The 20,015-nt window shown below is 37.5% G+C and carries 16 protein-coding genes; 1 reads left to right on the forward strand and 15 read right to left on the reverse strand.

The genetic code is table 11. The features are described 5' to 3' along the window. Positions 1–389: 389 nt before the first annotated feature. The 13 genes from ABM34_RS06125 to ABM34_RS06185 form a co-directional block, all read right to left on the reverse strand. Positions 390–2,687 carry a nitric-oxide reductase large subunit gene (locus ABM34_RS06125; protein WP_048704278.1) on the reverse strand — a complete coding sequence of 766 codons (2,298 nt, stop codon included), beginning with the start codon at positions 2,685–2,687 and terminating at the stop codon, positions 390–392. A gap of 13 nt (positions 2,688–2,700) precedes the next feature. Beyond that, entirely contained in the window at positions 2,701–3,561 is an 861-nt protein-coding gene (locus ABM34_RS06130; RefSeq protein WP_048704280.1) for a helix-turn-helix domain-containing protein, read from the reverse strand. Positions 3,562–3,890: 329 nt separating this feature from the next. Next, positions 3,891–4,796: a glycine betaine ABC transporter substrate-binding protein gene (locus ABM34_RS06135; RefSeq protein ID WP_048704281.1), complete on the reverse strand. Its 906-nt coding sequence runs from the start codon at positions 4,794–4,796 to the stop codon at positions 3,891–3,893. A 9-nt stretch (positions 4,797–4,805) separates the two neighbouring features. Continuing rightward, a complete protein-coding gene (locus ABM34_RS06140) occupies positions 4,806–5,654 on the reverse strand; it encodes an ABC transporter permease (protein WP_048704283.1) in 849 nt (282 codons plus the stop codon). Next, entirely contained in the window at positions 5,647–6,846 is a 1,200-nt protein-coding gene (locus tag ABM34_RS06145; protein WP_048704285.1) for a quaternary amine ABC transporter ATP-binding protein, read from the reverse strand. The genes ABM34_RS06140 and ABM34_RS06145 overlap by 8 nt, the downstream gene beginning before the upstream one ends. Positions 6,847–7,474: 628 nt before the next feature. Further along, positions 7,475–8,728: a D-alanyl-lipoteichoic acid biosynthesis protein DltD gene (gene dltD, locus ABM34_RS06155; RefSeq protein WP_048704289.1), complete on the reverse strand. Its 1,254-nt coding sequence runs from the start codon at positions 8,726–8,728 to the stop codon at positions 7,475–7,477. Positions 8,729–8,731: 3 nt separating this feature from the next. After that, positions 8,732–8,971, reverse strand: coding sequence for a D-alanine--poly(phosphoribitol) ligase subunit DltC (dltC, locus tag ABM34_RS06160; RefSeq protein WP_048704291.1), 240 nt, complete (start codon positions 8,969–8,971; stop codon positions 8,732–8,734). Positions 8,972–8,982: 11 nt separating this feature from the next. Beyond that, positions 8,983–10,203: a D-alanyl-lipoteichoic acid biosynthesis protein DltB gene (gene dltB / locus ABM34_RS06165; protein ID WP_048704292.1), complete on the reverse strand. Its 1,221-nt coding sequence runs from the start codon at positions 10,201–10,203 to the stop codon at positions 8,983–8,985. Beyond that, a complete protein-coding gene (dltA, locus tag ABM34_RS06170; protein WP_048704294.1) occupies positions 10,196–11,713 on the reverse strand; it encodes a D-alanine--poly(phosphoribitol) ligase subunit DltA in 1,518 nt (505 codons plus the stop codon). The genes dltB and dltA overlap by 8 nt, the downstream gene beginning before the upstream one ends. An 18-nt stretch (positions 11,714–11,731) precedes the next feature. Beyond that, positions 11,732–11,866, reverse strand: coding sequence for a teichoic acid D-Ala incorporation-associated protein DltX (locus tag ABM34_RS13050; RefSeq protein WP_417924672.1), 135 nt, complete (start codon positions 11,864–11,866; stop codon positions 11,732–11,734). A gap of 336 nt (positions 11,867–12,202) precedes the next feature. Further along, on the reverse strand, positions 12,203–13,261 hold the full coding sequence (locus tag ABM34_RS06175; RefSeq protein ID WP_048704296.1) for a M24 family metallopeptidase: 1,059 nt from the start codon (positions 13,259–13,261) through the stop codon (positions 12,203–12,205). Between the two features lie 227 nt (positions 13,262–13,488). After that, on the reverse strand, positions 13,489–13,758 hold the full coding sequence (gene rpsN / locus ABM34_RS06180) for a 30S ribosomal protein S14 (protein WP_048704298.1): 270 nt from the start codon (positions 13,756–13,758) through the stop codon (positions 13,489–13,491). Positions 13,759–13,887: 129 nt separating this feature from the next. Beyond that, positions 13,888–14,511: a GyrI-like domain-containing protein gene (locus ABM34_RS06185; protein ID WP_048704299.1), complete on the reverse strand. Its 624-nt coding sequence runs from the start codon at positions 14,509–14,511 to the stop codon at positions 13,888–13,890. A 191-nt stretch (positions 14,512–14,702) separates the two neighbouring features. Between ABM34_RS06185 and ABM34_RS06190 the strand changes: the two genes are divergently transcribed. Continuing rightward, a complete protein-coding gene (locus ABM34_RS06190; protein WP_048704300.1) occupies positions 14,703–15,326 on the forward strand; it encodes a helix-turn-helix transcriptional regulator in 624 nt (207 codons plus the stop codon). Positions 15,327–15,336: 10 nt separating this feature from the next. Here ABM34_RS06190 and ABM34_RS06195 read toward each other — a convergent pair whose 3' ends face one another. Next, positions 15,337–16,476: a DMT family transporter gene (locus ABM34_RS06195; RefSeq protein ID WP_048704302.1), complete on the reverse strand. Its 1,140-nt coding sequence runs from the start codon at positions 16,474–16,476 to the stop codon at positions 15,337–15,339. Positions 16,477–17,321: 845 nt separating this feature from the next. Further along, entirely contained in the window at positions 17,322–19,412 is a 2,091-nt protein-coding gene (locus ABM34_RS06200) for a SpaA isopeptide-forming pilin-related protein (protein WP_048704304.1), read from the reverse strand. Positions 19,413–20,015 lie beyond the last annotated feature (603 nt).

Genomic DNA, 20,015 nt, shown 5'->3' on the forward strand with positions numbered 1-20,015 from the left:
TAACAATTCAATAGACGAGATATTACCAATGATGGCAGTGAACATCCGGACCACACCAAACACGATGATTGATTTATACTCTCGTTCGGAGATCGAGTTCTCTGGGGGTGCAGCCGTGGAATTGTTGTTGACGTGCCATGGGGCACGTTTACAACAAAGGCGAGTTTTGAGATTTTTCGGGTTGTGACATCCTTGAATGTTTGTTGGCATAGCCAACTTTATAACTGTTGCGCATGAGCTTCAGCTCATACGTTCCGTTAAATCTCGCATCACAGCGTTCCCATCCCCCAGAGAACTTGACCGGAGAACAGCAGTGAACCAAACACCGCTGCAACCAACCACAAAAAAAGCCTTCCCGCAGATAAATCCACAGAAAGACCAATTAAAAACTATTTAATCTCATAATCAATAGGATCAAGCTTATCAGAAGACTTCTTCAAATTGAACATAACCCTGATGAAAATAACCAACAAGATAACAACACCGGCAGTAAAGATAACATCAGGAACGGATCTGATGATAGTTAGTGCACGAGTAATTGGTTGTTGATAGAAACTGGCTTCTCTTGCGTGCCAGTAACCATGTTCAAGAGCATCCTTAAGTTGAATGAAACCTAATGGCATCAATGTAATGAATGTCATTCCGGCTAGTCCAACATTAAGTGTGATACATGCCCATTTAATCCATTTCTCAACTTTGTTTGTCCAGAATGATGTCTTTGTCAAATGACGTGCTGCGAAGAGCATGATAGCAATTGAGAAGAAACCATAAACACCGGCCATTGAGCCATGGGCGTGAGCTGAAGTCCATTGTGTTCCGTGTTCGAAGTAGTTGATTGCTGGTGAGTTGATTAACCAACCTAATGCACCGGCACCAACGGCATTCCAAACACCAACTGATACTAAGAACATAAATGTTCCCTTGTATGGGAAATTCTTTTGACTGTCGTGATATACACGATAGTGTGTGTAAGCTTCCCAAATTAATAAACATAGTGGGATAACTTCTAGTGCTGAGAAACATGCACCTAATGCTAACCAAATTGAGTGGTCACCTTCCCAGAAGTAATGGTGACCCATACCTACAACACCTGTACCTAGAAGTAAGATCAATTGGAAGTACAATGCACGAACTGTTGACTTAATTGTTGTAAGTTTCATATCAACTAACAAGTAACCAATTAAGATAACAGCAAATGATTCAAAGATACCTTCAACCCATAGATGGACGATCCACCATCTCCAGTAATCAGCAAAGGTTACATGTGAGTTAGGTAAAATAAATAGTGAAGCTAGGTAGAACAATGGAATAGCGATTGAACCACAAAGAAGAAGTGTCAATAGAACTGAACGGTCCTTGTTGATCTTGTTCTTGATTGCAGGAATGAAACCACGGCATAAAATAACAACCCAAAGTAACATTCCAATGATAAATAGAATTTGCCAGAATTTACCCATTTCAGCGTATTCCCAGCCATAATGACCGAAGATCCACCATTTACCATTGATAACGCCTGTAACTGATCCCCATTCACCTAACATTGAACCACCAACAACGATGATTAATGCCCAGAATAGAATATCAACTAACAATCCTTGGTGCTTTGGTTCTGAACCACGAACACGTGGTGCGATGTAAATACCAGTTGCTAACCATGCAGTAGCAATCCAGAAAATAACTAATTGTAAGTGCCATGTTTTGGCTAAGTTAAATGGCCAAATATTTTGCAATGGCAGTCCGAAGAATCCTTGTTCAACATAGTAGTGAGACATTAACTCACCAAGTAATACTTGTACTAAGAACATCAACATAACAATTAAGAAGTACTTAGCAGCTTTTCTTTGTGATGGTGTGATAGGCTCATTAGTCTTGATCTCACCCATCTTGCTATAGGCTTCATTAAAGTCCATATCAAATGAATATCTCTTGTAGAAGAAAATAACGATTGCCATACCAACAACAAACAATGCGGCTGAAATAGCAGTCCAAACCATTGCATCAGCTGTCATAACGTTACCGGCATCTAAATCATATGGCCAGTTGTTAGTATATGAGTAAGTCTGGTGTGGACGGTTTGTTGATGACATCCATGCTCCCCAGAAGAAGAAGTATGTCAATTGATCAATTTTATCACCGTTATGCATAAAGTCATCGGTGTTATTCTTGATCATATTTTCAGGCATACCAGCCTCTTTAGGGTTGTTATGGAATTCATCACGGTAATATTTAGTTAAATGATTCAAACCGGCAACTTGTGCAGTTGTAAGTGTCAATTCGTCAGTTTTATCGTTGTAACGATTCTCACGAATTTCCTTTTGAATCTTCCCCTTAATACCTGATTTTTGTTCTGTACTTAACTCGCTAAAGTTCTTACCATGATCCTTTTGAGCATAGTATTGATCCATACCTTTTAGGTATACATGCAATGCTTGTGCTGTATAATCAGGTCCAAAATAAGTACCATTTCCTAAGTAAGTACCGTAATCAGTCAAACCATATTTTTCATAAACAGCTTGACCTGATAGTAATTGTTGTTTTGTAACAACAGTTGAGCCTTGTTCGTTAACAATCTTTGAAGGACGTGGAGCTTCGTTTTTGAAAATCAAAAGTCCACCGGCAATCAAGATTGTGAAGGCAACAACTAAAGTCCAAAGCAACGTCTTGTTTAGCCTTTTATAAGACGTCATATAATCCCCTCGTTTACTTGCAGTCTTTAATCAGTTTTTGGATCTTAACCAATTCGTTTTCATTATGATTGAATTCAGAGAATACTTTTGCTTTATTAAGCAAATCCAAAACCAACTCACTTTGACCATTTACATCACATTCATTAAGAGCCAATTGCTCATAAATACGTGCAATATAATAAGTCACATGGTTGTCCTGGCAAATTTTAACTGCATAATCAAGCAATGCATTAGCAGTTTCAAATTCTTTGCGGTTTGAATAATAAAGCGCACAGTAGAAAATAATATTGATGTATCGCCAAATTTTTGTTACATCGTCAATTGGCATTCCATAAATATCATTGAACACTTTGCTGAAATAATATTCACTCTTCTCATCGTCGCCTTGTTGAGCATATACCATACCCATTCCGACGAATGCTAAGAAGGTAAAAATTGTTTCTCCCTTGGCATCGAGATCCGACAATATTTGATTGAAGTCGAATACGGCTTCCAACAAATCCCCATTGTCGAGAACATTTAGATATCCTTTTAAGTAATAATATTGCATGGTTGCTTGTTTATCATCACTTATGGAATCCAATTTGATTTCATTCAAGATTTCCCATGAGTTCTTATACTCTTCAATAATCAAGTTAAATTCAGCTTTGTTCATCGCAATGATCTGGTGTTTTGTTTTGTGATTATCGATACCAATAATCTCATCCAAAGCTAATCCCAGTCGATTACAAAGTTGAATCAAAATTTTCATTGAAGGAATCTTGCCATTATTCTCAAATTTACTCAATGTCGCCTGAGTGCATATTCCCTTACTCAATTCTTTTTGCGACAGCCCCAATTCTTTTCTTTTATCAACAAAAGATTGAATGTTCATGCGACCACCCCTAATCATAATTTATTTCATACGAATTAAATTATATACTATTATTATCTCCTTTTATAGAAGTTATAATAATTCCTAATAGCTGATTTCTATACTAGTCTAGTATCATTTCATTAGTTTGTAAATAACCATTTTATATATATAATATTCCTAAAATATATACATTGTGAAAACTTATTGTGAACTGACTGGTGCATATAGCAGAAAGCGTTTACAGACTTCTATCTTCCTTCATTCACAATTTAACTAAAAGCTTGTGAAAATAACATGATATGTAATTAAACGTACAAAAAAATCCTACAAAATTTGTAGGATTTTTTTTATTTATTCTTTAAATCGTCAATTGAATTGATATTTGTCATATATTTTGGAACAGCTAACCCGACTTTTGCACCGTGCAAGTTTGCTCCTAAATCAACAAATTTACCCTTGTAATCTTTATAGAACAATCCAGAAGTCTTAGGCAACCAAGCTGAAACTTGTGCGTCAGCAGCTTTTGTAGCAACTGAAGCCCACATTGGTTGTTGTTCCATGGCTTGGATAGTTACTTTGTACCCTTGGTCTCTCAATACCTGAGCAACCACATTAGTTGAAGCAATTTCCGAGTCCCAAGCTACATAAGTCATTTTAATAGACTTACCGTGAACTTTTTTAACACCCTTAGTCCATTCATTAACTCTGTCTGGATTAGCCTTGATCCACTGTTTTGCAGCTTTTTGAGGGTCCATTCCATTGTTAACTTTTAGCATAACAGCCGACATTTGTGTAGGATTCCAGTGGAATCTATCCAAAATTGTATATGCTTCTGGCATGTCTGACTTCAGACCTTGACGAACGATAGTATGAATACTTTCTTCCTTACCATAAACGTTCTTAGGATCTTTCAAGAACTTAATTGGAAACTTGGTGAACATCCAGTGTGGCTGCCAACCAGTTATAACAATTGGGCGTTTGTCCTTAATTGCCTTATCAAGTGTACTAGTCATGGCAGCAGTCGAACTAGTTTGTAACTGCCAATTCTTTTTTTCCAATCCATAATCTTTTAATGCATTTTGAGTTGATGCCATAATTCCGGCACCAGCATCGATACCTGTAACAGTGTAATTAATTTGAGGTCCGATTTTTTCTTTACTATTGTATGGTTGAGCAGTTGAACTACATGCTGCAATCAAAGGAACAATCAGTAACGTTAAAAAGAAGAGTGTGGCGATTTTTAATTTTTTCAAATTTTTCACCTACCCTTTCTTACGATCACGTGTCAGCGCTTGTGTTAGACGATCTAAGATGATTGCCAAAATAACAATAGCAAGTCCGGCAGCAAATCCGTTACCAGCATCATTACGTCCAACAGCAAAGTAAACTTTAGTTCCTAGTCCCATGGCACCAATCATTGATGCGATAACTACCATTGATAGTGAAAGCATCATACTTTGGTTAACACCAGCCATTAAACTAGTCTTAGCAAGTGGTAATTCGACCTTGAAGAGCTTTTGCCACTCAGTAGAACCGAATGAGTCAGCGGCTTCAATAAGCTCGTCAGGGACCTCTCTGATACCCATATTAGTCATACGCACTGTTGGTGGCATGGCAAAGATAACAGAAGCAACGATACCAGGTACCATTCCGATACCAAATAGAGCAACAGCAGGAATCAAATAAACGAAAGCTGGCATTGTCTGCATGAAATCTAGTACCGGCTTCAAAATAATTTCGGCGATATTACTTTTTGCCATCAGAATTCCTAACGGAATACCTATGACTAAAGCAATCAAACTTGACGTGAGAACCAAAGTAAGTGTTTGAGTCATATCACGCCAGAAATCTAAGTTCCAAATCATTAGCAGTCCCAGAAATTCAAAAATTAATAGAGACCATTTTTGATTATTACGGTTAACATAGAAAGTTAGTGCTAATACGATAACGATGAACAACCAAATAGGTATAATATCGAATACCCATTGAAAGGCATTGTTAATTGCACCGATGAAATTCGTTACTGCATTGAAGAATCCAGTAAATTGAACGAGCCAATCTACGAAATTATCTATCCAATGAGCTAATGGAAGTTGTGGAATATTAGTCAATATCTTTCACCTCGTTTCCAGCAAGGGCACCTAGAACGGCACCACGAACAATGATTCCAAGTAATTGATGCTTGTCATTTGTAACAGCAATTGGAATACCTGTGTGAGAAATATCATCCATTAAGTCGGAGATTGGCTTATTCTCATGTGTTGTTGGTACGTCTGGGTTAACTACCGAGCGCAAATCGCTACTGTTATTTCTTATTAAACTAATAACATCCTTAGCATCAACGACACCGAGAAGTTTTCTAGTATTGTCAATAACATAGGCATTAGAAACTTCATTATTACGCATACGTTTCAAGGTCAAACGTGGACCAGCTTTGTCTACATTAATTGTCACTGGACGAATCATAACGTTTCCAGCAGTAAGAACCTTACTACGGTCAACATTTTCAATAAAGTTTTCAACATATTCATTTGCTGGATGTGTCAAAATATCTTCAGGTGTACCAGTTTGAACAACTTCACCATCACGCATAATCATGATACGATCGCCTATTTTTAAGGCTTCATTTAAATCATGAGAAATAAAGATGATAGTCTTTTGCATATTTTCTTGCAGATCAAGTAATTGATCTTGCATATCGCTTCTATTTAATGGATCAAGCGCACTAAAAGCCTCATCCATCAATAAGATTTGTGGGTCATTTGCTAGAGCACGTGCTAGACCAACACGTTGTTGCATACCACCTGATAGTTGTGATGGATATTCATCATCATAACCAGTGATACCAACTTGGTCCAAAGCAGTTTTAGCTTTTTTAATACGTTCATCTTTATCAACGCCTTGAATCTCCAAACCGTATTCAGCATTTTCCAACACTGTACGATTAGGCAAGAGTCCAAAGCTTTGGAAGACCATGCTCATTTTTTTACGTCTAACATCACGTAAAGTTTTCTTATCCATAGTCATTAAGTTTTCACCGTCAATTAAAACCTCACCGTCGGTAGGTTCAATTAATCGATTAATCATACGGATCAATGTAGACTTACCACTTCCGGAAAGTCCCATAATTACGAATATTTCACCATCATTAATTTCAAAATTAGCTTGGTCGACCCCCACGGTCGCACCAGTTTCTTTTAAAATATCGGGTTTAGTTTCACCCTTCTTGAGTAATTCCTTAGCCCGATTGACGTGTCTACCAAAAATCTTAGTTAAATTTTTAACTTCAACTTTTACAGTCATTTAATCCTCCATCCTTGGAAATAAAAAAAGCAATTATTTACACGAATAAACAATCACTTGTGCTTATCTACCTTAACAAATATACTTTTTCCATTCAAACGACACGCCGGGGTTTCCGTCTCAAATGACCGATTTAGCGGTACTGAGGGTTAACGCTATACGTTATTGACAAATTTAAGGGAATCTTAATATTTATGGTTTTTTTAGGCAAAATAAAACAGTTAACCGATTGCGAAGCGGTTAACTGTTTTTGGTTTTTTATTAGTATTTGGTTTTAAGGCTAGTGCCTGGATATTAGTGCGGGGTGGTGCTGACTTCCACTTTTGAGGATTGTTTCTTGTTTGGTGATACGGTTGCCCGCTTTGTAGTGGAAACGCGAAAGCCCACACTGAGAACTGCACATAAGCCTCATCGACACTGCGGGGGCCAACAGGCCCCACTCCGTGTTGATGTGTCTTATGCTCCGTTCTCAAGGGCGTGTGGGTTTACGCTCTATTTTGAAACGCGAAAATTCTCACTGACCCCGGCGTGTAAGTCGTCCAGAGCTGCGGGGGTGTTACGCACCCCACTCCGCTATGGCCGGCCTTACACTCTGGGGTCAAGTGCGTGAGAATTTACGCTCTTATGATTAAAAATCGACGTCATTGGCCCATGTATCTGTTAGGAAGTAATGATCCATCTTATACTGTGTTTGTTCTGGATTGGCTTTTTTGTCTTTGTAGTATGGTGCTAGTTTTTTATCTAGCATTAACCATCCACGCCAGCCCATGTGAATTGTATCTTCGGCAATATAATTTGGATTCTTTACATTTGTTAAATCGACTACGTTGTCGAATCCTTGGGTTCTTAATTGATATTTGATTTTCTTGTCAAAGTTAGTTAGAGAGCTTTGAGGCATTCCTGTATATTCCATCCATTTTTTATTTACGGGCTGGATTACAAACATTACTTGTACGTGGTTTTGTTTGAACATATATAGTAGTGCTTCAAAATCGTTGTACTCTGGTGAGTGCAAATAATCTGCATGTGTATGAGAATTCTTTAGTCTCTTCATATTATGGAATAATTGCTTCTTATAGAAGGAATCTCCAATTTGCAGATCATTCTCTCTTGAATGGGTTTTGGCCATTTTAACGGCTAGCTTATTCAAGTCTTTGTAATCATAATTGTCTGGTAATTTACTTGTTGCTTTATTAATTTTGTTTTGGTGATCTTGTAAGAATGAGGAACCGAATAATGCATCCTGACTTTGCAAGCTTGAGCGGCTTAATTCGACATATGTTCTTTCATATGATGTGATTTTTTCGCCAGCTGCTATACGTCTAACTGCATCATTTTCGATTGGTCCCTTGCTGATGCCTAACTGAATAATTCTTTTAGCGATGTATTGATTCAAATCTTTATCACCATGGTTTGAGTTGAGAATAAATCCCGTTAACTGTAATGGAGAAAAGTAGTATTTGAACGCATCACTTCTGGCACCTTTTTTAGTGAACCATTGTGGTGAAATTATGAAGACAGCTTTATTATTTTTAAGCTTAGTCATCCCACTAACATTCATTGCTTGTGTCAATGATGCTGTACCAGGATTACCTAATAGGAAGGGTTGATTTTTCCAATGATATTTCTGCGCCATGGAAGATGGGTGGAATGGATCCATTCTTGAAAGTTCTGAGGATCCAATGATTGGAATGTAATTTTCTTCTTCCGCGTTATTCTTTATATTTTCACCCTTCAATACACGAGCGTCCAATGATGTTGCAGCTTGATTAACCTTCTCTGGAGTTACGGTTTTAAAGTTGATAGGTGCCCATAGAAGAATTAATAGCGCTGCAATCGCAACAATTACAGGTCCAAAAATCATCCACAGTTTTTTCTTCATAGTTTAGGCTTCCAATTCTCCTACTCGGTCAGCAATTTTGTTTACTGTTGACCATTGGCTACGGTCGAATTCTGAAACTGGAACTTGAATATCAAATTTGTCCTGTAATGAAACGAGTACTTCAACTGTTGCCATTGAATCAAGGATGCCGTCTGCAAATAAATCTTGATCAGCATCTGTACCAATATCATCGAGTCCTGTAACGTCTTTCAAAATTGAGATAATTCCTTCTTTTACGTCCATAATTTTTCTCCTTAGTTAAACCATAATGTATTTAGAAATCCTGAAAAGATTAAGAAACTGAAACATACTATATTAAAGGTTAAGAATATTGCGAAGGCTTCGGTAAATTTGTTATGTGGAATGCTCTTTCTGTGTTTCTTCTTGAATCTTAACCAAGCATCATTTGAAATCATTGCCCCGGCGTGGAACAAACCATAAACAATGTAGAACCAAGTTTCACCGTGCCAGAATCCCATGATCAGGAACAGTGCCAAGTAGCCGATATTGGCCATTGTAATTCTGCTCTTGATTAATTTCTTCTTCATCATGAAGAACATTAATCTCATGTAAATGAAATCACGGAACCAGAATGAAAGTGTCATGTGCCATCTATTCCAAAAATCTTTGATGTTGTGTGAACGGAATGGTTGATTAAAATTCATTGGCGTCTTAACACCCATGAAGTTACTAATACCAACTGCGAACAATGAATATCCGGCAAAGTCGAAGAACAAATACATACTGTAAACGTACATATATGCTAGTACCCACCAAGATAGTCCTAGTGGTCCTGAATCTCGATATGACATTGCCAAAGCTTCAACCTTTGGTAACATCAGTGTTCCGAATACGTATCCAATAATGAATTTATATAGGAAACCTAACATCAAACGATGTGTACCTGTTTTCATCATTTCAACGTACTCTTCACGTGTTGGGACCTTCAAAACATCCTTTTGGAATCTCTTAAATCTATCAATAGGTCCAGAAGTAATTGTTGGGAAGAATAGTAAGAATCTGATGAACTCCCAAGGTTTAACTTCTTTAATAGCTCCATCACGAATCTCCATAATCATTTCAACTGATTTGAAGGTCAAGTAACTAATACCCATGAAGGCAAAGAGTGAGATGGTTGGATTTTGTAGCAACGGATCTAACTTTACGAATACCAGCGGAATTATTGCTAAGACAACTGCCCAGAAGAAAACCCAGAAATTATTTTTAGAATTTTCCTTTGTCCGGTACCGCAAGTATGAAAGAACCAGTAACATTTCGAAGAGAATATATGCAATCAGTGAAATCCCTTGGCTCATATTTCCACCAAAAAATGCGGTAATCAAGATAACTACGGTTGCTAATGTCTCGTAAACTCGATAACGCTTGCCATTGTAAAGGCCAATAATGATTGGCAATAACAGTAATAGTAAATATATAAAATAAACTGGACTGCTATAAGGTGTAATGTTATGCATTTATTTCGCCTATCAATGCCTTTCTATCTATCTTTCCATTCTTACTAATAGGCAATTGTTTAACGAATTTAAAGACGTTTGGAATCATGTATTCCATCGTATTCTTCTTTAATTCGGACTTGATTTGGAGATTCAATTCTTTGTCATCTGAATCTTGGAATTGGTCTTCCAAAACAACGTGAGCGATAATCTTGTTAACTTGCTTCTTATTGTTGTAAAGCGGCACTGTACAAGATTGTTTAACTTGGTCAAGTCCGGCTAACAATGAATCAACTTCTTCTAGTTCAATACGATATCCATGCATCTTGATTTGGAAATCGGTTCTTCCTTTATAAAATAGCAAACCGTCTTTATCTTCACTGACCATATCTCCGGTGTGATAAAAAATCTTGCCATCAATATTCTCAAAAGCCTTTTCAGTTTGAACTGGATTGTTCAAATATCCCTTTGAAACATCTGGTCCACTGACAATTAATTCACCAACAGTCTCACCATCATGCTCTTCTACATTGGCTAAACGGTGATCCATATTTTTCTTCAAGTACCCAATTGGCAAACGATCAAATGTTTCCAAATTCTCGGGTGTGATTTCAATAGATGTAATTGCAACTGTGTTTTCAGTAGGACCATATGTGTTATATAGCTCTGCTCCCTTGAATCGACTCAATAATTTCTTGGCTGTGACATGTGTTAACTCTTCACCACAGAAGATGAATTTCTTCAAATTTGGTAATGTCTCAGAGTTGAAATCTCTGAAGAACATGCACATTTCAAAAAATGATGGAGTTGAAATCCAAGTTGTTGCTTCAGTACTTAAAACTGTTTTTTGTAATAATGCTAAATCCTTATTGGCTTTCTTATCGAGAACCTCCAAAGTAGCACCATTAGTTAATCCTGGATAAATTGAGAATACCGACAAGTCGAACGAAAATGGAGCTTGTAAAATAAGTTTGGTATCAATCGTATAATGATATTCGTCGTTTACCCAATCGACAAAATCAATCAAATTGTTAGTACTAATTTGAACACCCTTTGGTGTACCAGTTGTGCCGGAAGTGAAGATGATGTAGAAATTATCATCTGGTCCAACACTCTTAGATGAATCATAGATTGCATCACCTGAATTTAAAGCTTGTTGAATCTCTTCCTTTGAAATAATTGGAGTATCTATACCGAAATCTTCTTTATCACTCCAATTGAAAACTAACGCAGGTTTTGCAACATTGTTAATTTGATGAATTCTGTCTGAATCCGATCCATTGTCAACGGGGATGTATGCATGTCCAGCCTTGATGGCGCCTAAAAAGATACATAGCATTTCAAATTGTTGACCACCAAAAGCAATAATTGGACTCTTTTCAGGAAGTGACTTCCTTTGAATAAAATTAGCAATCTTGTCTGAATTTTCAGACAGTTGACGATATGTTGCGGTTACATCACCGTTTCTGTAACAGATTTGATCTGGATTTTGTTGGGCAATGCGAGTGATTCTATCGATAATTGCGTTCATTGTTTTCCCTTCTTTCAACTAGAAATCGTTGTAAATAAATTTGGCACTACCAACACCGCTATAACCGTAGATGTACAGAAGAATTACAAATATTGCAAAATAAAATACGGTTCGTAGAACAAATACAGATATTGGATTTTTAAAGAAATTAATTATTTTAATCTTCAAATCACTCACCTCATTTACTCCAAAGTTCTTTCAAATTCATACTGGCTATCTTAATTCTGTTATATCCAGCTTTACATTGAATCCTCTTACAATGACCTTACAAATTTGTAAGACGAGATATTCAGCCGCCATTATTAAACTTAAAGTTAGCATTAAACACGTACTTAATATCTAACCATTATCAAAGTGAAGTGTCAATTTATTCAAGATAACTTCGCGTTTAATTGGTTTTTTAATATCTCTATATAAGTATTATAGTAAAAAGGCATCCGTTAGACGGATGCCTTTTTGACCAAAAATATTTACATGAATTGAAATTTTTTACTTAATAATAATTAGTTCGTTGGTGGACTTAGTTACGTGCACAGTCTCTCCATTGTCATCTTTATAAATATCATCTTCAATACGAACACCAAACTTATTTGGAAGATAAATTCCCGGTTCAATAGTGAACACAATACCGTCTTCCAACTGATCATCATTCGAAGTCCTTATAATAGGATAATCGTGACAAACTAATCCTAGCCCGTGACCAGTCCCGTGATTGAAATATTTGCCATACCCACTGTCATCAATATATCCACGGACGGCACGGTCTAGATCACCAAAAGTCTCAACCATCGGCGCAAATTTGATACCCAATTCTTCTGCTCCCTTGACAATTGAATACACCTTTTTGACTTCCTCGGTTGCTGTTCCCATAACTACAGTTCTTGTAGTATCAGAATAATAATTGTTATAGACAAATCCAAAGTCTAACGTGACAACGTCACCATCTTCAATCACCTTATCTGTAGCATCCCCGTGAGGAAATGACGAACGAACACCAGAGGCAACAATCGTTTCGAAGGAAAGCTTTTGAGCACCTAACTTCTTACCAGTGGCTTCAATTTCGTCAGCCACTTCAACTTCAGTCATCCCCACCTTCATAAAATTAATAATATGGTCATATACTTTATCAGTGATATCGGCAGCTTTTTGAATATAACCAATTTCTTCAGTTGACTTATACATTCTCATCTTTTTAATTACTAAGTTGGCAGAAACTGTTTCCACACCTTTTGCCACAATAGCTTGATAATCCTGAGTTAACAAACTATCTGATTCTATTGCAACCAACTTATATTTGCTGGACAAAAAGTCAGCCAGGCTTTGTTTGTTAATATCGATAACTTCAAATTCTGGCGCTTCGAGCTTGATTTGTTCAAAGAATCTTGCATCAGTTACGATATATTTATTCTCTGCATCAATCACGACAAAACCATCATCGCCAGTGTAGTTGGCAACGTAAAATTGGTCTTCTTTATCTGTAATCAAATATGCATCAACCTTATTTTCATGTAGGTAGTTTTTAATTGTAATTACACGCGAATTGTCCATCCCTAATTCCTCCGTCAAACAATAATCTACTTATTAGATTACACTTTTTCAAAAATTTTGGGCAAAAAAAAGCCCGAGATGGTCTCTCGGGTTTTGTGTATGAGGAGGATCGTTGACCTCTTGAGTTTGTAACCTCAATTAGTCCAGGCCAGTCGCAGTTCCTGAAAAGAACGGTTCATGACATATCAGATATATATTATTTGTTTAAGCGACTGGCCTAATTCGATCTACCAACTAGCTTTACGAACACCAGGAATTTGTCCTGCATGTGCTAAATTTCTAAAGTTGATTCTTGACATACCAAACTTTCTTAAATAAGCGTGTGGTCTGCCATCAATTTTATCACGGTGGTGCAATCTGGTTGGAGATGCATCCCTTGGCAACTTGCTCAATGCATCATAGTCACCATTTTCTTTTAGTTCCTCGCGGAGTGTTGCATATTTTGCAACAGTTTCGTGCAAACGTTTTTCACGTTCAATTTTTGCTTTACGTGCCATTCACGTACCTACTCTTTTCAAATTTTCTACTTCGGGAAGTCGTTTGTTAATAGTAATAATTACTAAGTCTATTGACGAGAATAGCAGGAATTAAATTAAATATCAAGAATTTTGTTCAAAATAAATCAATTATTTTATTCGATATCTCAAAACAGTTTTTAGCTTGTCTTTATCAACACGTCGAGCGTCTGACAAATAAATCTCTCGATGAATTTTTGAAGCTCTCTTCTTATTATTAGCAACAACGAATTCGTCGATTTGTAAAAAGCTTGCCGGCTCTTCATCGTAACTTCCATGGTGAAGAATTTCAGCTGCTTCCATTGCTGGATAAGTCTTAATCTCTAACTCATCAATTAATGAAGGATTTTTCTTTTCCTTGGTAGCTGCAATAGATAATGTTATTAATCCAGCTGGGATAAAGTCAGGAATACGAATCATGATGTCATATTCAAATTCATTTTTATCCAAATGATCTAACTTCTGGCCGGCTGGAGTCAGTGACCAGACACCCTCAAGTGGGGGAACTACATAATCGTCAAACTCAACATCCTTATCCTCGCTGTACTTCTTGTAGTCAAACTTGAGTCCATAGGCAACTGGGTAAAGTGTCTCAATTTTCTCCTTGAAGCCTTCCCCATTTGGATCACCGATTCCATGCAACGAGATGAACTTTTGTTCGGGTACAGAAACGATTACTGGTTTCTGTTTGGGTAAATAAAGATTTCTCTCCTGATTTTTAACGTCATATTTCATTTTACGAGCTCCGTCCATAAATAATGAGTTCCGTACAATACAAATTTAATTGTAATCAAAATGTTCAATTGGTCAATACGGCGGTATTTATCGGTGGATATATATAACGTGTTATTGCAAGAAAATGTGGTTATATATATAATAATCACAGTCAAATACAAATACATTTAGGAATTTGTCGGGGTGATACGATGGAGCTTACGAAGAGACAAAAAGAAATTATTGCGATGACTAAAAAGAATAGTCCTCTCACGAGTGAAAAGATTGCCAACCAATTGAACTTATCTGTCCCAACTATACGAGGTGACCTCAGGTTGCTAACAGCTGTCGGCATCCTCGGGTCACGCCCCAAAGTCGGCTATGAATATACAGGTATGAAAAACGCCCAGATCAGCTACGGTAATTTATACGATAAAAAAATCACTGATATTCTCAAGCGACCTGCCTTCGTAGAGCCCAGCACTTCACTCCAAGAATGCGTCAACAGCCTATTCTTAAGAGATACCGGATCACTCTATGTGATCGACGATAACAAAGATCTGCTCGGATTAATTTCCAGAAAAGATTTATTGGCGGTAACTGTTAATAATGGCGACACTGAATCAATGACTGCAAGTATGGTGATGACACGCATGCCAAATTTGATTACGGTCACTTCTGATATGACTATCATGAAAGTTGGAAAACTATTACTCAAACATGAGGTCGACTCTCTTCCAGTAGTTGAAAAAGAAAACTCCCGTAAGGTTGTCGGAAAGATTACAAAAAATAGAATATTCCAATATTTCGTAGAACAAGGAAACAAAAACAGCTAGGAATTTTTCCCTAGCTGTTTTTTTGCATTGAATTAGAATGTATTGATTCTTTCAAAGCTTGATGTACTTCTTTTTGAGTTTCAATTGTATTTTTAATTGTGCTCTTAAAATTTGCATCCTCAACCTCTGAATCATCATCAGGTTCGTTAGCCATATCATGTTCCATTTCTTCCTCAACTTGTTCTTTTGGAAGCTTGGAATCACGAACAAATAATCCGATAACGCCGTAGGCAATTTTGGCACCCATAAGTGTTATTGCTGAACCTAATAAAATAATTATGATACCAATTACTGTTCTTGTAGCAATAGCTTCGCCTAATACGGCCAAGGCTAATACTGGTGCAAGAGCAGGTTTTACCAAGAAAATAAGTGAAGCTTGAACAACTCCAACTTCGTCCATTGCGACAAAGTATAATCCAAAAGCAGCTCCAGTAACTAAGACTGAAATGTATAAAATAAGTGGCAATGTTGACCAACTGATTCCTTGGAAAAATGGAATGTTAACAAACTCGCTGTAATGACTTGGGATAACTGAAGCAATTGGTGTATGACTAATTCCCATCAAAATTGCAAGTTCCCCTGCACCGAACAAGAATGACAGACATGTCATAGTCAGTGCGTTAATTCCAATTTTGTGACTGTGAACCCGGGACATAACTCCATAAACACCAAAGATGATCGAAGATAATAATCCTAAGGTGATACCAATTGGATTTTTCAAATGGAATGGATCGATAATTACGAGCAATCCAATTAACGTTAATACAAGTGCAAAGATATTAGTTCTAGATAATTTTTCATGTAAAAAGATAAATCCAATTATCAAACCAAAGATTGGATTGGCGCTTAACATGATGGCAACGATTGAAGCGTCTGTCATCTGAATTGATAATTGATAAAGCGACATACTGACAACAACAATGACAAATCCAGTCGCTGCACAACGTAGCAAGTCTGATCTTGATAACAAGATACTGTGTTTTCTCAAATATGACCATGCGAATGGCAACAGTGCTAGCCCACCTATCAAGAATCGAATGAAGTTCAATTCGATTGGGTTGAAGGTTCCCCCGGCGATTTTCAGTGCTATTTCCATCGAACTAAATAAGAAAGTCGGTATAAGAATTAATAGTATCGATTTGATTTTCAAAACTTAAAAGCATCCCCAATTTTTTGTTAGTTATGTATTTTAGTTTACTCCTTTTTGATGGTTGCTTGTGTGATTAGCGGAGGTTATTTTATGAAACCGTTTTAAAGATGTGGGAGTTTGGTTGGAAGTTCACTGCCGTCCTCCGGGTAGTTTCGGCGGGGGCTGGAACGCTGTGATGCGATTTTGAGCTTTTGCAAGTACGGCAAAATCTCAAAACTCGCATTTCTTGTAAACGAGCCCTATGGCTCGTCAACAAGAACTCCACGGCTGAGCCCCCGGCGAAACTACCCTGCGGACTTTACTTCCATCTGAACTCTAATCTTGTAAAACGGACATAAAATCCAGTACTAATTACGTCGATTTGGTTTATATGCACTAGTATTGGTTTTTATTTTTTTTTTGATTGGCATATCTTATCCAAAGACCAAAGAATAAGAAATAAGATTACTAGCTAACCGATTTAGAATTTTATTTCTGTATGCAAATTTGCATTATAGATTGCCAATGAAAAATACGTGATGTATCAAATCATACTTATTCAACACTTAATCGAATTATAAACGACCAACAAAAATATGATCTCTATCCCACCAAACACGGCAAGTTTGAGCATTACTAGCCTGGAGGTGGAGTACGAGGGGTGCTCAGCCGGCAAATTTCTCTTAGTCGACGAAGTCGACTTAGTGAAAGACTCAGTTCCAAGACTTCCCGAACCTTGGAAGGCTTGGAATGATGTCGCCAGCGTTCCAGCCCCCTCGTACGGAACCTCCAGGCGGCAGTGAACCCAACCACCCAACAACAAAAAAAGCGAGCCGACTAAAGTCGACCCGCAATCATACTATATTTTAAACCTTACGATGTTTTCTGAAGTACATCATAAATACGATAAATCCAGCAAGAATAATACCAATAATAGTAGCGATAGTATTCTCAGTATTACCAGTCTGAGGATACTTGCCCTTTGATGGAGTCTTCAATGACTCTTTAATTGTAGATCCTGGCATTGAAGTTGATGGATATGTTGGTTCTAGAATTCCGCCTGTGCCTGGTTCACCTGGTTTAACTGGTTCTGTTACTCCGGGTTCTGGACCTGGTTCAGGTTGTGGTTCTGGTGTTGGTTCGGGCTCTGTAACGGGTGGAGTTACTTCGGCCTTGTCTTTTGCAGTAACATTGGTTGCTTCGTTGGCTGTGATTGTAACGGTAATTGGTGTTGTATCAAGCTCATAGCCTTCTGGTGCAATCTTTTCGACTAAGGTGTATGTTCCTGGTGCTAAATCTTGTAAATCGATAATACCTTTTTCATCAGTTGTTAGATCATCTTTTACCACGGTACCTTCGGAATCTTTGAGTGTGTATACGGCGCCTGGTAAAGTTGTTGTGTCTTTATCGGAGTCAACTTTTACCAAGTTTAATGTACCAGTACCTGGGTCAACGATTGCTACTTTGTCAGTTGCGGTGAATTTTGTTACTTCACCAGGCGTGATATCAATCTTAATTGGTGTTGTATCAAGTTCGTAGCCTTCTGGAGCTGTCTTTTCGACTAAAGTGTACGAACCTGACTCTAAGTCTGGAAGAAAAATCTTTCCGTTGGCATCTGTAGTTACATCTTCTGTAACTGTTTTGCCGCTGGCATCAAGAAGTGTGTAAACTGCTCCGGGTAATGGAGCTTTGGTCTCTGCATCCTCTTTGATTAACATCAAGCTACCAGTGCTATCTTCATCTTCAACTTCTCTGGTATCTTGAGCAGTGACTTGAACTTGAGTTGTTGATCCAGGGTAAATCTTGAACGGAATTGGATCGAGATTCTCTGTGTATCCTTCAGGACTGCTAGTTTCAACGAAACTATAATCACCCGAGTGCAATCGACTTAAGTTTATTGCTCCCATTGAATCTGTGACAAGTCCACTTTGGATTACATCTCCGGTTGCATCAAGCAAATCATAGGTGGCCCCGGGTACCAGAATGGCATTATCTTCAGAATCAACTTTTGTTAACTTAACGCTACCAACAGCTGTTCCTGTCCCTGTACCTTGACCACTCCAAGTAATTGCTGATCCAACTTCTTTTGTGACGACACCAGCAACAACCATTTGTGCGTTGTTTGTCCATTTTGCCGGTACGGCGTTTGGATCGTCAACTTTGACTACGTATTGCATGTTGACAGCTTTATCAACATCTCCGAAGTCAAAAGTTATTTTCTGTCCATCGACTGTAACTTTAGGTGTCAAAAGTCCGCCATCTGGAATGAACTTACCGCCTTCATATGAACCAGTTGGACAATAAGCAGAATATGGAACATAAGATTGACCAGGGCTCAATGTATCAATAACTTGAACATTAGTTAAGCTTGATTCGTCCGGATTAAAGGCAATGTTCCAAGTAAATTCTGTTGGCGCATTATCATTATTCGGATCACGTCCAGAAATCCAACCTACTTTATTCATAACCCAATCTTTCGGATCAACTGAAGTAATTGGATTACTTATCCCTTTGGCATGTAATGTAAGTGTTCCTTTACGATTTTCAATATTTGAATCAAATTGAGCTGTTGCAGTCATGGTACCGGTTGATTCACCAGCTTTAATTGTGAAGACTGCTATTTGTTCATTTTGTTCGTTATAAATTGGAATATTCCTATCTACTAAGGTTGCTAAGCCTTCGGGTAATTCAAATTCTGCTGTGTCACCAATATTTACGTGAACCCCATCAGGAATTTGCCAGTTATACGAAACCGTGTAGTGATCCCATGTATAAAGCGGTCCATTAGGATTTACACTTTCCCCATTGGCATCAGTAATTAAAGCATCCTCACCGGAGGTTCCCGACATAGGAATCTTCGCGGCTTGAGATGTTTGCGAGTTAAATGTTGTCCATGTGAAGATGGCCAGTACTACAGCCACCACGGATAACATTATCGATGAAATTCTGTATTTCATACAAAACCATCTCCCTAAAAATATGGATTGATTTAATCTCTAAATCGAGTCAAGTATATATCCTGGGCGCGCCAGAGGTACATTTTAACAGTCAACGAATAATTCATAAAAAGTATATCTATACAAAATAAAAAAGCCGACTAAAAAGTCGACTTTCGATCACACTACAGGCTGAAGTTTACATTTCAGGTGTAGTTAACTGAATAGCGGTTCATCCTGGTTCAAAATTGGTCAAAACTATTGGGAGATAGCCTTTTCCATAAACCAGTTAGCATATTTGAAATCTTATCACGGCGTGACACAAATCATTCCGAAGTAAGTTGATAATTTTATTTCCGCAACATTTTTCTTAATAAAGATGGGAGGTCTCGTAATTAAGATGTTGTAGTGTCAGTGAGTTTGTCATCGCAGCAGACGATATTTTAAAACAAAGTCACTTTAATAATAAAATAAATATCAGATATTCAGAATCATCGTATTCGCTAAAGTTCTAATATACTTGATCCATTCGTTTGTTAAATCTCGAACTGACTCATCAAGGACAGCAACCTTGATTGGGAGGAATCAATTCTTCGAAGTTGTTAATAAGGGAAATTTGCATCA

It is taken from the genome of Companilactobacillus ginsenosidimutans (genome assembly GCF_001050475.1).
Classification (GTDB): Bacteria; Bacillota; Bacilli; order Lactobacillales; family Lactobacillaceae; genus Companilactobacillus; species Companilactobacillus ginsenosidimutans.